Source organism: Knoellia sp. B-D-2 (genome assembly GCF_057714695.1).
Map to the genome: position 1 here is coordinate 2,190,533 of NZ_CM173189.1, position 12,239 is coordinate 2,202,771.

Annotated in this window: 16 protein-coding genes; 12 read left to right on the forward strand and 4 right to left on the reverse strand. The window is 71.2% G+C overall.

Features of this window, described 5'->3' with window-relative positions; all coding sequences use genetic code 11:
- Positions 1-85 precede the first annotated feature (85 nt).
- Genes AC3EU2_RS10440 through AC3EU2_RS10450 form a run of 3 tightly spaced genes read right to left on the reverse strand, consistent with a single transcriptional unit; the run spans position 86 to position 2,763 of the window.
- Entirely contained in the window at positions 86-1,240 is a 1,155-nt protein-coding gene (locus tag AC3EU2_RS10440; protein ID WP_488176234.1) for an acyl-CoA dehydrogenase family protein, read from the reverse strand.
- A 24-nt stretch (positions 1,241-1,264) separates the two neighbouring features.
- Positions 1,265-2,080: an SGNH/GDSL hydrolase family protein gene (locus AC3EU2_RS10445; protein ID WP_488176235.1), complete on the reverse strand. Its 816-nt coding sequence runs from the start codon at positions 2,078-2,080 to the stop codon at positions 1,265-1,267.
- 5 nt (positions 2,081-2,085) lie between these two features.
- Complete coding sequence (locus tag AC3EU2_RS10450) at positions 2,086-2,763, reverse strand: uracil-DNA glycosylase (RefSeq protein ID WP_488176236.1); 678 nt, start codon at positions 2,761-2,763, stop codon at positions 2,086-2,088.
- Between the two features lie 69 nt (positions 2,764-2,832).
- Here AC3EU2_RS10450 and AC3EU2_RS10455 point away from each other — a divergent pair, with 69 nt between their 5' ends.
- Both AC3EU2_RS10455 and AC3EU2_RS10460 read left to right on the forward strand, forming a co-directional pair.
- Complete coding sequence (locus AC3EU2_RS10455) at positions 2,833-3,168, forward strand: ArsR/SmtB family transcription factor (RefSeq protein WP_488176237.1); 336 nt, start codon at positions 2,833-2,835, stop codon at positions 3,166-3,168.
- 25 nt (positions 3,169-3,193) lie between these two features.
- On the forward strand, positions 3,194-3,700 hold the full coding sequence (locus AC3EU2_RS10460) for an SRPBCC family protein (RefSeq protein WP_488176238.1): 507 nt from the start codon (positions 3,194-3,196) through the stop codon (positions 3,698-3,700).
- Positions 3,701-3,760: 60 nt separating this feature from the next.
- On the opposite strand, the gene AC3EU2_RS10465 is transcribed toward AC3EU2_RS10460, so the two are convergent.
- Entirely contained in the window at positions 3,761-4,081 is a 321-nt protein-coding gene (locus tag AC3EU2_RS10465; protein WP_035939624.1) for an ArsR/SmtB family transcription factor, read from the reverse strand.
- A gap of 114 nt (positions 4,082-4,195) precedes the next feature.
- On the opposite strand from AC3EU2_RS10465, the gene AC3EU2_RS10470 reads away from it, so the two are divergent.
- From AC3EU2_RS10470 to AC3EU2_RS10515, 10 genes are all read left to right on the forward strand, one after another.
- A complete protein-coding gene (locus AC3EU2_RS10470) occupies positions 4,196-4,687 on the forward strand; it encodes an ArsI/CadI family heavy metal resistance metalloenzyme (RefSeq protein ID WP_488176240.1) in 492 nt (163 codons plus the stop codon).
- A gap of 134 nt (positions 4,688-4,821) precedes the next feature.
- Complete coding sequence (gene arsB / locus AC3EU2_RS10475) at positions 4,822-5,808, forward strand: ACR3 family arsenite efflux transporter (protein ID WP_488179473.1); 987 nt, start codon at positions 4,822-4,824, stop codon at positions 5,806-5,808.
- Positions 5,805-6,248, forward strand: coding sequence for an arsenate-mycothiol transferase ArsC (locus AC3EU2_RS10480; RefSeq protein WP_488176241.1), 444 nt, complete (start codon positions 5,805-5,807; stop codon positions 6,246-6,248). Before arsB ends, AC3EU2_RS10480 begins: the two co-directional genes overlap by 4 nt.
- Positions 6,245-6,856: an arsenate reductase ArsC gene (locus AC3EU2_RS10485; RefSeq protein WP_488176242.1), complete on the forward strand. Its 612-nt coding sequence runs from the start codon at positions 6,245-6,247 to the stop codon at positions 6,854-6,856. Before AC3EU2_RS10480 ends, AC3EU2_RS10485 begins: the two co-directional genes overlap by 4 nt.
- An 80-nt stretch (positions 6,857-6,936) precedes the next feature.
- Entirely contained in the window at positions 6,937-7,302 is a 366-nt protein-coding gene (locus tag AC3EU2_RS10490) for an arsenate reductase ArsC (RefSeq protein WP_488179474.1), read from the forward strand.
- A gap of 362 nt (positions 7,303-7,664) precedes the next feature.
- Positions 7,665-8,342, forward strand: coding sequence for an HAD family hydrolase (locus tag AC3EU2_RS10495; protein WP_488176243.1), 678 nt, complete (start codon positions 7,665-7,667; stop codon positions 8,340-8,342).
- A gap of 102 nt (positions 8,343-8,444) precedes the next feature.
- On the forward strand, positions 8,445-8,747 hold the full coding sequence (locus tag AC3EU2_RS10500) for a DUF3263 domain-containing protein (RefSeq protein WP_488176244.1): 303 nt from the start codon (positions 8,445-8,447) through the stop codon (positions 8,745-8,747).
- A 3-nt stretch (positions 8,748-8,750) separates the two neighbouring features.
- Positions 8,751-9,215, forward strand: coding sequence for a hypothetical protein (locus AC3EU2_RS10505; protein WP_488176245.1), 465 nt, complete (start codon positions 8,751-8,753; stop codon positions 9,213-9,215).
- A gap of 401 nt (positions 9,216-9,616) precedes the next feature.
- Positions 9,617-11,245, forward strand: a complete 1,629-nt coding sequence (gene groL, locus AC3EU2_RS10510) for a chaperonin GroEL (protein WP_488176246.1) — start codon at positions 9,617-9,619, stop codon at positions 11,243-11,245.
- Positions 11,246-11,456: 211 nt separating this feature from the next.
- Positions 11,457-12,239 (forward strand): ABC transporter ATP-binding protein, encoded by a 783-nt coding sequence (locus tag AC3EU2_RS10515; RefSeq protein WP_488176247.1) that lies wholly within the window; start codon positions 11,457-11,459, stop codon positions 12,237-12,239.

Below are 12,239 nucleotides of genomic sequence, written 5' to 3' on the forward strand. Positions count from 1 at the left end.
GCCATCGACCTATAAAGGGGTGACCGGGCCGTGTATGAGACGGCCCGGTCTGTCGTTGCTGCTCGCAGGCGGGCCCAGCGCAGGCTCAGCGCAGGAGGTGACGGCTGATGACGAGCCGCTGGATCTGGTTGGTCCCCTCGAAGATCTGGGTGACCTTCGCCTCGCGAAAGTAGCGCTCGACCGGGAAGTCCTGCGTGTAGCCGGCCCCGCCGAGCACCTGGATCGCGTCCGTGGTCACCTTCATCGCGGCGTCGGTGGCGAGCAGCTTCGCGACGGCGGCCTCCTTCGAGAAGGCCCGCCCGGCGTCCTTGAGCCGTGCGGCATACAGGTAGGCCGCGCGCGCACCGCTGACCGCAGCCTCCATGTCGGCCAGGAGGAACGCGAGCCCTTGGTTCGCGGCGATCGCCCGTCCGAACTGCTGACGTTCCTTCGCGTATGCCGTGGCCGCGTCGAGCGCGGACTGCGCCAGACCCGTTGCGGCGGAGGCGATCCCGAGCCGTCCCGCATCGAGTGCCGACAGGGCGATGGCCATGCCCTGCCCCTCCTCACCGATGCGGTGGGCGGCGTCCACCCGAACCCCGTCGTAGATGACCTCGCGCACGGTGTCGCAGTGCAGGCCCATCTTCTTCTCCGGCGCCCCGAAGGTCATCGCCTCGTCACCGGCCGGCACGACGAAGCACGAGAGGCCGCGCCCGCCGTCGTCGGAGGTCCGCGCGAAGGTCGTGTAGTAGTCCGCGTGGCCGGCGTGGCTGATCCAGGCCTTGCGGCCCTTGATGACGTATGCCGCACCGTCACGCGTCGCCCGCGTCGTCATCGCGCCGACGTCGGACCCGGCGAGGGGCTCGGAGAGGCAGTAGGCGCCGAGCTGGTCGCCCGAGAGCATCCCCGGCAGCAGGGCCTGCTGCTGCTCGGCGGTCCCGAAGGTCGTCACCGGGTAGGCCGTCAGCGAGTGCACCGACACCCCGACGGCGACGCTCATCCACGACGCGGCGATCTCCTCGACGACCTGGAGGTAGACCTCGTAGGGCTGGGCGCCCCCATCGAACTCCTCGGGGTGGGGGAGCGACAGCAGCCCCGCGCGCCCCAGCGTGCGGAACACCTCGGTCGGGAACGCTTCTCCCGTCGCGGCCGCGCGCTCGGCGTCGTCGACGCGCGGGCGCAGCTCCTTCGCGCAGATCTCGCGGGTGAGGTCGATGAGGTCGTCGCCCTCGGGCGTCGGCATGAGGCGGGTGACCGGCATACGGGCGACTGTAACGCGCGGCCGTCAGCCCCCGGGAGCCTCCTCGAACGCGCTCATCGGTGTGAGCTCCGGGCGCTTGGGCTCGAGCTGGTCGCCGCTGGACTGCCCCCGCATCCGCCGCTGCACCCACGGGGCGAGGTGCTCGCGCGCCCACGCGGCGTGCGTGCGCAGCTCTTGGCGTCGGGTCGCCGCGTCGGCAGGCGGGAGGGGGGTCGCCCAGTCGTCCTCGCTCGCGTGCCCGAGCGAGGTGAGCGCCGCCAGCGCCACCCGGCGGTGGCCCTCGGCGGTGAGGTGGATCCGGTCGTCGGCCCAGAGGCGCCAGTCGCGCAGGGCCGGAACGCCCCAGAGGTTGAGCACGTAGCACCCGTGGCGCTGGGCGATCGTGAAGAGGTTCGCGGTGTGGACGGCGTGCCGGCCACGCAGGGGTTTGAGCAGGCCTGCCTCCTGCGGGTCGACCGGGGTGGCGAGCAGGACGTCGGCGCCGGTCTGCCGCACCCGGACCACGGCGTCCTCGATCGTCTCCATGAGGGTGTTCGTGTCGACCGAGGGCCGCAGGAGGTCGTTGCCGCCGCCGATGAGGGACACGAGGTCCGGGGACATGGCGAGCGCCCGGTCCAGCTGTGGGCCCACGACGTCGGAGAGGAGCCGGCCGCGCACGGCGAGGTTGGCGTAGCGGAACGTCACCCGCTCCATGTGGGCCAGGTCGCTCAGCGACTCGGCCAGCCGGTCGGCCCAGCCGATGTAGCGGTCCGGCGTCTCCGGGTCCGGGTCGGACAGACCTTCGGTGAACGAGTCGCCCAGGGCCACGTAGCTGCTCCAGACGCGGGGCCCGCTCGGCATGGCGTTCACGGCAGTCTCCAGTCGAGGGGCGCGGCGCCCTGGCGGGCGAGCAGGTCGTTGACCTGGCTGAACGGTCGCGACCCGAAGAACCCGGACCGTGCCGACAGCGGCGAGGGGTGGGCGCTCTCCACACACGGTATGCCGTCCAGCCGGCTCCGCAGTGAGCGGGCGTCCCTGCCCCACAGGACGGCGACGAGCGGCCCGCCTCGGGCGACGAGGGCGTCGATGGCGCAGTCGGTGACCCGCTCCCAGCCCTTGCCGCGGTGGCTCGCCGACTCCCCGGGACGGACGGTGAGCACGCGGTTGAGGAGGAGCACGCCGCGTTCGGCCCACGGCGTGAGGTCGCCCGTGGTCGGCGCGGGCAGTCCGAGGTCGCTGCCGAGCTCGGCGTAGATGTTGACGAGGCTGCGAGGGATGGGCCGGACGTCGGGGGCGACGGCGAAGCTGAGGCCGATGGCGTGCCCGGGCGTCGGGTAGGGGTCCTGACCGACGATGAGCACCCGGACGTCCTCGAGGGGCTGCTCGAAGGCGCGCAGGACGTGGGGTCCGCCCGGCAGGTAGCCGCGTCCTGCGGCCACCTCGCCACGGAGGAACGCGCCGAGGTCGTCGAGCTCGCCCTGCACCGGTGCCAGGGCCTGCGCCCACGAGGGGTGGACGAGCTCGGCGAGCGGTCGAGGGGTCACGTCACTCACCGTAGTGCCGTCCCTCCGAGGGGTTGACAACCTACAACCGATCAGTTGTATATTGGTCCCATGACCGAGGCGGAGGAGAGCAGAGCCGACGCCCTCTTCCACGCCCTATCCGACCGGACGCGTCGCGACATCCTGCGCCGCGTGCTGGCGGGGGAGCACTCGGTCTCGGCCCTGGCCCGCAGCTACGACATGAGCTTCGCGGCGGTGCAGAAGCACGTCGCGGTCCTCGAGCGGGCCGGACTGGTCACCAAGCGCCGCAGCGGTCGCGAGGCCCTCGCGAGCGGGGAGGTGGAGGCCGTGCGCTCGGTCACCGCCCTGCTCGAGGAGTTCGAGACCGTCTGGCGCGGCCGGGTGGCGCGGATCGACGACTTGCTCGCTGGTCCGGGTCACCCCTGATCCCCACCCACCGAAGGAGAGAACCATGCCCGTCACGAGCATCGACAAGAACCCCGACGACCACTCGCTCGTCGTCACCTCCGACTTCCCCGCCCCCGTGGAGCGACTCTGGCGCTTCTGGACCGACCCGCGGGAGCTGGAGCAGTGGTGGGGCCCTCCCGGATACCCGGCGACGTTCACCGACGCCTCCTTCGAGCCCGGGGGGCGGGTGGGCTACTACATGACCAGCCCCGAGGGCGAGAGGTTCGGCGGCTACTGGGACATCGACAGCATCGAGCCGCCACGACGCCTCACCTTCAGCGACGGCTTCGCCGACGCCGACGGGAACCCGCAGGAGGGGCTTCCCGTGGGCCGGATCGAGGTCGAGCTCTTCGAGCACGACGGCGGGACCCGGGTGGTCTCGACGTCGACCTACGCCACCGCGGAGGACCTCGAGAAGGTGCTCGCGATGGGGATGGAGGAGGGGCTCACCGGCGCGATCGGCCAGATCGACGAGATCCTCGCCGGCGAGCGTTCGACCGCTGACCGCTGACCGCTGACCGCTGGCTGTCCGGGCGCTGACGGCTGACTGGCGCGCACGCGCCGAGCAGCGTCAGGACAGGATCGCGCGCAACTCCTCGAGCCGCGAGGGCACGAGCCGGAACCAGGCCCACGTGCCGCGCTTCTCGCGCTCGATGAGGCCGGCCTCGGTGAGCACCTTGAGGTGATGGCTCACCGTGGGCTGGGAGAGGCCGACGGCGGGGGTGAGGTCGCAGACGCAGGCCTCGCCCCCGTCGCTGTCACGGATGATGCTCAGCAGGCGCAGGCGCACCGGGTCGGCGACGGCCTTGAGGGCGACCGCACTCGTCTCGGCCTGCTCGCGCGACATCCCGCCGGGCGTCGTGATCGCGCAGCACTCGCTCGTCGTCGTCATCTCACCCTCCCTGTCGTCTGGTCCCATGATGCCATCCATCCATATTGACAGACATCGATCGACGCGGTTCACTGCCTCTATCGATCGTCATCAATGTATGGGAAGGTGTCCGACATGACCAGTGCACCCGCGTCGTCCCGCGTCCAGCTCGCGCTCAACGTGGCCGACCTCGAAGCGTCGATCGCCTTCTACTCGGCCATGTTCGGGGTCGAGCCGGCCAAGCGCCGTCCCGGATACGCCAACTTCGCCGTCGAGCAGCCCCCGCTCAAGCTCGTCCTCATCGAGACCGGCGCGGAGGCTCGTGGTCACGGCACCGTCGGAGCCCTCAACCACCTCGGCGTCGAGGTCGCGGGCGTCGAGGGCGTCGACGCGGCGCGCGAGCGGTTCACCGAGGCCGGGCTCGCGTCCTTCGACGAGAACGACACGACCTGCTGCTACGCCCTCCAGGACAAGGTGTGGGTCCACGACCCGGCCGGGGCGCCGTGGGAGGTCTACACCGTCAAGGACGAGAACCCCGCCGACGCCCGCCCGGCCACCGCGTCCCTCGAGGTCCTCCAGCCGTCCGGGGCAGAATCCGGCGCCGTCTGCTGCGCCACCACCGCATGAGCCCGACGACGACCGAGTCGTCCGAGTCCGCCGAGTCGTCCGGGTCCGCCGGGTCCGCTCCGACGTCCGAGGTCCCGGTCGCGGCTCGCCTCTCGACCCTCGACCGCTTCCTCCCTGTGTGGATCGGCCTCGCGATGGTCGCCGGCCTGCTGCTCGGGCGGGCAGTGCCGGGCCTCGGGAGCGCCCTCGGGGCCGTCGAGATCGACGGGGTGAGCCTGCCGATCGCCCTGGGGCTGCTCGTCATGATGTACCCCGTCCTCGCCAAGGTCCGCTACGACCGGCTCGACTCGGTCACCGCGGACCGGCGGATGCTCGGTGCCTCGCTCGTCCTCAACTGGCTCCTCGGGCCCGCGCTGATGTTCGCGCTGGCCTGGCTGCTGCTGCCCGACCTGCCGGAGTACCGGACCGGGCTCATCGTCGTCGGCCTGGCCCGCTGCATCGCCATGGTCATCATCTGGAACGACCTGGCCTGCGGGGACCGTGAGGCCGCGGCCGTGCTCGTGGCGCTCAACTCGGTCTTCCAGGTCGTCGCGTTCGCCGGCCTCGGCTGGTTCTACCTCGCCTGGCTGCCGGGCCGGCTCGGGCTCGAGCAGGACTCGCTCGACGTCTCGACGTGGCAGATCGCCACGAGCGTGCTCGTCTTCCTCGGGGTGCCGCTCGTCCTGGGCTACCTGTCGCGTCGGGTGGGGGAGAAGCGGTGGGGACGGACGGCATACGAGACGTCGTTCCTCCCGCGGATCGGTCCGTGGGCGCTCTACGGGCTGCTCTTCACGATCGTCGTCCTCTTCGCCCTGCAGGGCGACCAGATCACGTCCCGACCGTGGGACGTGGCCCGGATCGCGCTGCCGCTGCTCGCCTACTTCGCGCTCATGTGGGGCGGCGGCTTCGCCCTGGGCCGGGGGCTCGGCATGACCTACGAGCGCACCACCACGCTCGCGTTCACCGCGGCGGGCAACAACTTCGAGCTCGCGATCGCCGTCGCCATCGCGACCTTCGGCGTGACGTCCGGCCAGGCCCTCGCGGGGGTCGTCGGCCCGCTCATCGAGGTGCCCGTGCTCGTCGGCCTCGTCTACGTCTCCCTCGCCCTCCGCTCGCGCTTCTTCGCCAAGGACCCGACATGAGCTCCACGACGCGTCGACGACCCGCAGTGCTCTTCGTGTGCGTGAAGAACGGGGGCAAGTCCCAGATGGCTGGCGCCCTGATGCGGCTGGAAGCGGGGGAGCGTGTGGAGGTGCACACCGCCGGCACGCGCCCGGGATCGTCGCTCAACGCGCAGTCCGTCGAAGCGCTCGCCGAGATCGGTGTGCACCTCGACGGCGAGCATCCGAAGCCCATCGACCCCGAGCTGCTGGCCAGGGTCGACCGGGTGGTCGTCCTCGGGTCCGAGGCCACCGTCGCCCGGATACCGGGGATGAGCGCCCACGTGGAGACCTGGGAGACGGACGAGCCGTCGGCCCGAGGCATCGACGGCATGGAGCGGATGCGGCTCGTCCGCGACGACATCAGGGAAAGAGTCCGGGGCCTCCGGTCCGAGCTGGACAGTCAAGGAGCGCAGGGATGAAGCTCGACGACTCCGTGTCCGCGGTCGTCGACGACCTCGCCTACGCGTACGACGGCGTCTTCCCCAGGGAGGCCGTCGCCCGCGCGGTCTCCGACGCTCGCGCCCTGCTCGAGCCGCGGGCCACGGTGAGGGAGTTCCTCCCATTGCTGGTGGCCCGCCAGGCCCGTGAGCAGCTCCTGGCGGCGGCGCAGGGTGAGGGTCGGCTCGCCAAGACCGTCCCGGAGCTCCTGTTCGTCTGTGTGCAGAACGCCGGGCGGTCACAGATGGCAGCGGCGCTCGCGGAGCACCTGTCCGCGCGGCGGGTCCACGTGCGGTCGGCCGGGTCGCGGCCCGCCGAGTCAGTCCACCCCCTGGTCGTCGAGGTCTTGGCGGAGCGCGGGATCGAGCTGGGCCAGCCGTATCCCAAGCCGCTCACCGACACCGTCGTCCGAGCCGCCGACGTCATCGTCACGATGGGGTGCGGCGACGCGTGCCCCGTCTTCCCCGGCAAGCGGTACGAGGACTGGGAGATCGAGGACCCGGCCCGACAGAGCATTGACGTCGTGCGCGACATCCGGGACGACCTCCAACGCCGCGTGTCCGCCCTCCTTCGTGACGTCCTCGACTGAAAGGTTTCCTCGTGACCGCCTCAACGTCCGACCGCCCCTCCGTGCTCTTCGTGTGCGTCCACAACGCCGGCCGCTCCCAGATGGCCGCCGGCTACCTCGAGGCGCTGGGCGCCGGCCGGGTCGAGGTGCGCTCGGCCGGCAGCGCCCCCGCCGACCAGGTCAACCCGGCTGCCATCGAGGCGATGGCGGAAGAGGGCATCGACGTCACCGCGGCCACGCCCAAGGTGCTGACGACCGAGGCCGTGCAGTCCTCCGACGTCGTCATCACCATGGGGTGCGGCGACGCGTGCCCGATCTTCCCCGGCAAGCGCTACGAGGACTGGGTGCTCGAGGACCCGGCGGGCAAGGGCGTCGACTCGGTGCGCCCCATCCGCGACGAGATCCGCGGCCGGGTCGTCGAGCTCCTCGAGAGCCTCGGGATCGAGCCGGTGCCGGCTCAGCGGTAGAAGGTCACCGAGTGCGAGCACGGCGTCCCGGACATGAAGTACGCCGTGCAGCCGTTGCCGCCCTGTACATGGTCCCGTGCATCGCGTGCCTGCCGGTCGGTTGGCTGGCGGTGCCCCGGGTGAAGGCGAAGGTGATGGCCCCGCCCGGCTTCACGTCGTAGGTCGCGCCGGAGTTGTGCCCGGCGTCGACCCGGCGCCCCCGGCGCCCCCGACGATGGTGGCGAGGGCGGAACGGGTGCGGGTCATGGCGGGTTCTCGGGTCGGGCCGCCCCCTCGGCGACGATGCGCTCAGGCTGCCCATGCGCCCGGCGGCTCGACACCCACGAAACCGCGGAGTTCGACCGCCGGCGATGATGGGTCGCGTGAGTGCACCCCGATGGCAGACGATCCTCTTCGACCTCGACGGCACCCTCGCCGACACGATCCCGCTCATCGTCGCGTCCTACCAGCACGCGTTCCGCGAGGTCCGCGGCGAGGAGATCGACGAGGTGCGCGCCCGGGCCTGGATCGGCCGCCCCCTCCTCGGAGCGCTGCTCGAGGAGGACCCCGAGCGCGGCCACGAGCTCGACCGCACCTACCGGGAGTGGAACCTCGCCAACACCTCGCGCCTCATCCGGCGGTATGCCGGCGTGCCCGAGATGCTCACCGCCCTCACCGCGGCGGGCGCGGCCGTCCACGTCGTCACGAGCAAGCGCCGTGACACCGCGCGCACCGCGCTCGCCGCGGTCGGGATCGACCACCTCGTCGACGTCGTCGGCGCCCTCGAGGACACGACCCGGCACAAGCCCGAGCCCGACCCGCTCCTCGAGGCGGCTCGTCGGCTGGGGATCGACCCCGCGACCGCCGTCTACGTCGGCGACGCCACGGTGGACGTCCTCGCCGCCCGCGCTGCAGGCATGGCCGCCGTGGCCGTGACGTGGGGCGCGGGGGAGCGGGACGCCCTGGCGGCGACCGGCCCCGAAGCCGTCTTCGACAACGTCGGCGAGCTCACGGCATACCTCCTCGGCGGGACCACTGGGACTGCTGGGACGGGTGAGTAGGCGCCGTCGTCGCCTGTCCAGCGGACACGCCGGGTCGAATGACAGGCATGTCATTCGACCGATAGAGTGGCGGGCGCAGCCGTCACCGAGAAGGGTCCCCACGTGAACGTCGTCCACGACACCGCCGCGCCCGCTGAGCCCACGCACGAGGCGCTGAGCGATCGTGACCGCCGGATCATCGACTTCGAGCGGCAGTGGTGGAAGTACGCCGGCTCCAAGGAGTCGGCCATCAAGGAGCTCTTCGACATGAGCCCCACCCGCTACTACCAGGTGCTCAACGCGCTCATCGACAGCGCCGTCGCCATGGAGCACGACCCGATGCTCGTCAAGCGCCTCCGCCGCCAGCGGGCCACCCGCCAGCGCGCCCGCTCGGCCCGCCGCCTCGGCCTGCAGCCGCAGGGCTGAGCCGTGGCCGACCTCGACTGGAGCACGCCCGAGGGCCTCGCCGCCATCAGGGACCACCTCGCCGCCCGCATCGAGGGCTGGCGCCAACCCGTCGCGTATGCCGTCGGCGTGAGCTCTGCGTCCAGCTCGCCGGAGTGGGACTTCGCGCACATCAACACCCCCGGCGGCCGGCACGGCCTGCCCGCCGTCGTGCTGGCGAGCGTCCTCGGCCACGACGGTTCGACCGCCACGCTCGACCTCACGACCGCCCAGCTCGCCGCGGCCGTCGAGTCGCTCGAGCCGGCGCAGGCGTGCACGTCGCTGGAGCACCCCAACCTCGCCGCGTGGCGGGTCGCGCTCGCCGAGGCGCGGTCCAACCCGGCGCGCACGCTCGTCGCGGTGTTCGTCGCCGACCTCGAGGACCCCGTGTCGTCCGAGGCGGACGGGGCGATGCGGGCGACCTTCGAGGGCCACGCCCCCGTCCTCTGACGGCTCGGCCCGGCGCGACACGGCGCGACACGGCGCAACACGGCGCGACACGGCGCGACACGGCTCCCGAGCCGCCCGGCCGCCACCCGCCCCTCCGCGCCAGCGTCCGCAAACCTGGTCGAGAAGGTGACCACATCTGCGGACGCACGCGGACGGCATACGGCGGCGTCCGCAACCTTGGTCGCACAGGTGACCAGAATTGCGGACGCAACGGCGGGCGGGCGTTTGCACTCTCCACTCGAGAGTGCCAATAATGGGTTAGCACTCTCGGCATGAGAGTGACAGAACCTGGCCAGTCCGGTGAGGGTCCGCACGCGCGCAGACATGAGGCGCGCGAGCAGGCTCGTCCGTCGCGGGCGCCCTCTGGCCAGCCCCTTCGTCGTGTGGGAGGAACCACCCGAATGGCCAAGATCATCGCTTTTGATGAAGAGGCTCGCCGCGGTCTCGAGCGAGGAATGAACATCCTCGCCGACGCCGTCAAGGTCACCCTGGGGCCCAAGGGCCGCAACGTCGTGCTGGAGAAGAAGTGGGGAGCCCCCACGATCACCAACGACGGTGTGTCCATCGCCAAGGAGATCGAGCTCGACGACCCCTACGAGAAGATCGGCGCCGAGCTGGTCAAGGAGGTCGCCAAGAAGACCGACGACGTCGCCGGTGACGGCACGACGACGGCGACCGTCCTCGCCCAGGCCCTCGTCAAGGAAGGCCTGCGCAACGTCGCCGCCGGTGCCAACCCGATGGCGCTCAAGCGCGGCATCGAGAAGGCCGTCGCGGCCGTCTCCGACGAGCTGCTCGCGAACGCCAAGGACGTCGAGACCAAGGAGCAGATCGCTGCCACCGCCTCGATCTCCGCTGCGGACCCCCAGATCGGCGAGATGATCGCCGAGGCCATGGACAAGGTCGGCAAGGAAGGCGTCATCACCGTCGAGGAGAGCAACACCTTCGGCCTCGAGCTCGAGCTCACCGAGGGCATGCGCTTCGACAAGGGCTACATCAGCCACTACTTCGTCACCGACGCCGAGCGCATGGAGACCGTCCTCGACGAGCCCTACGTCCTCGTCGTCAACTCCAAGATCGGCTCGATCAAGGACCTGCTGCCCCTCCTCGAGAAGGTCATGCAGTCCGGCAAGCCGCTGCTCATCATCGCCGAGGACGTCGAGGGCGAGGCCCTGTCGACGCTCGTCGTCAACAAGATCCGTGGCACGTTCAAGTCGGTCGCCGTCAAGGCTCCCGGCTTCGGCGACCGCCGCAAGGCCATGCTCGCCGACATCGCCATCCTCACCGGTGGCCAGGTCATCTCCGAGGAGGTCGGCCTCAAGCTCGACACCGCGGAGCTCGACCTGCTCGGCAAGGCCCGCAAGGTCGTCGTCACCAAGGACGAGACGACCATCGTCGAGGGTTCGGGTGACGCCGACCAGATCCAGGGTCGCGTCAACCAGATCCGCGCCGAGATCGAGAAGTCGGACTCGGACTACGACCGCGAGAAGCTCCAGGAGCGCCTCGCCAAGCTCGCCGGCGGCGTCGCCGTCATCAAGGCGGGCGCGGCCACCGAGGTCGAGCTCAAGGAGCGCAAGCACCGCATCGAGGACGCCGTGCGCAACGCCAAGGCTGCCGTCGAGGAGGGGATCGTCGCCGGTGGTGGCGTCGCCCTGCTCCAGGCCGGCAAGGCGGCGTTCGCCAAGCTCGAGCTCACCGGTGACGAGGCGACCGGTGCCAACATCGTGCGTGTCGCGATCGAGGCCCCGCTCAAGCAGATCGCCATCAACGCCGGCCTCGAGGGCGGCGTCGTCTCCGAGAAGGTGTCGAACCTCGAGTCCGGGTGGGGCCTCAACGCCGCCACCGGCGAGTACGTCGACCTCATCAAGGCCGGCATCATCGACCCGGCCAAGGTGACGCGCTCGGCGCTGCAGAACGCCGCGTCGATCGCCGCGCTGTTCCTCACGACCGAGGCCGTCATCGCCGACAAGCCCGAGAAGGCTGGTCCGGCGATGCCCGGCGGCGGCGACGAGATGGGCGGGATGGGTTTCTGACCCACCCCCTCTGACGTCTCTGACGTCGACTGGACGGGCGGCTCTCCCCACGGGGAGGGCCGCCCGTTCTTCGTCCCGGCTCGGGGTCGGACCGTGCTCGCGGTGGGGGCGCGGTGGGGGCGCGGTGGGGGTCGCGCTGGGGTCGGGTCAGGGTCGGCTCGGGGTGAAAACCCACAGCGCGTATGCCGCGCGCGCACCTACCGTGGTCACCATGAGTACCGACCTGGCCCCCGAGCGCCGCGCCACGAACACCACCACGAAGGTGGCCGCCCGCGTCACCGACCTCGTGAAGACCTACGGCTCGGGGGACACCTCGGTCACCGCCCTGCGGGGCGTGAGCCTGGACATCGTCGCCGGCGAGTTCACCGCCATCATGGGCCCGTCCGGCTCGGGCAAGTCGACGCTCATGCACTGCGCTGCCGGGCTCGACTCGGTGACCCGCGGGACGGTGCAGCTCGGGGACATCGAGCTGACCTCGCTCAAGGAGAAGGACCTCACGAAGGTCCGGCGCGACCACATCGGCTTCGTCTTCCAGTCGTTCAACCTCATCCCCACGCTCAACGCGGAGGAGAACATCCTCCTGCCGCTGTCGATCGCCGGCCGCAAGCCGGACCGGGCATGGTTCGACCACGTCATCTCGACCGTGGGCCTGGGCGACCGGCTGGGCCACCGGCCGGGCGAGCTGTCCGGCGGTCAGCAGCAGCGCGTCGCCTGCGCCCGGGCCCTCGTCAGCCGGCCCGAGATCATCTTCGCGGACGAGCCGACCGGAAACCTCGACTCCACGTCCGGCGCCGAGGTGCTCGGCTTCCTGCGGCGTTCGGTCGACGACTTCGGGCAGACCATCGTCATGGTCACCCACGACCCCGGCGCCGCGAGCTGGACCGACCGGGTCGTCTTTCTCGCCGACGGCCAGATCGTCACCGAGCTGCGCGAGCCCACCCCGGAGCGGATCCTCGAGACGATGAAGAGCCTGGACGCGAAGGTGCAGGGCTGA

What these genes read in the sequence shown, in the direction of transcription:
- AC3EU2_RS10515 (WP_488176247.1), top strand. Translation starts at nt 11,457, where the DNA reads ATGAGTACCGACCTGGCCCCCGAGCGCCGCGCCACGAACACCACCACG.
- AC3EU2_RS10455 (WP_488176237.1), top strand. Translation starts at nt 2,833, where the DNA reads ATGACCGAGGCGGAGGAGAGCAGAGCCGACGCCCTCTTCCACGCCCTA.
- AC3EU2_RS10490 (WP_488179474.1), top strand. Translation starts at nt 6,937, where the DNA reads ATGGCCGCCGGCTACCTCGAGGCGCTGGGCGCCGGCCGGGTCGAGGTG.
- arsB (WP_488179473.1), top strand. Translation starts at nt 4,822, where the DNA reads ATGGTCGCCGGCCTGCTGCTCGGGCGGGCAGTGCCGGGCCTCGGGAGC.
- AC3EU2_RS10445 (WP_488176235.1), bottom strand. Translation starts at nt 2,080, where the DNA reads ATGCCGAGCGGGCCCCGCGTCTGGAGCAGCTACGTGGCCCTGGGCGAC.
- AC3EU2_RS10480 (WP_488176241.1), top strand. Translation starts at nt 5,805, where the DNA reads ATGAGCTCCACGACGCGTCGACGACCCGCAGTGCTCTTCGTGTGCGTG.
- groL (WP_488176246.1), top strand. Translation starts at nt 9,617, where the DNA reads ATGGCCAAGATCATCGCTTTTGATGAAGAGGCTCGCCGCGGTCTCGAG.
- AC3EU2_RS10440 (WP_488176234.1), bottom strand. Translation starts at nt 1,240, where the DNA reads ATGCCGGTCACCCGCCTCATGCCGACGCCCGAGGGCGACGACCTCATC.
- AC3EU2_RS10485 (WP_488176242.1), top strand. Translation starts at nt 6,245, where the DNA reads ATGAAGCTCGACGACTCCGTGTCCGCGGTCGTCGACGACCTCGCCTAC.
- AC3EU2_RS10470 (WP_488176240.1), top strand. Translation starts at nt 4,196, where the DNA reads ATGACCAGTGCACCCGCGTCGTCCCGCGTCCAGCTCGCGCTCAACGTG.
- AC3EU2_RS10460 (WP_488176238.1), top strand. Translation starts at nt 3,194, where the DNA reads ATGCCCGTCACGAGCATCGACAAGAACCCCGACGACCACTCGCTCGTC.
- AC3EU2_RS10465 (WP_035939624.1), bottom strand. Translation starts at nt 4,081, where the DNA reads ATGACGACGACGAGCGAGTGCTGCGCGATCACGACGCCCGGCGGGATG.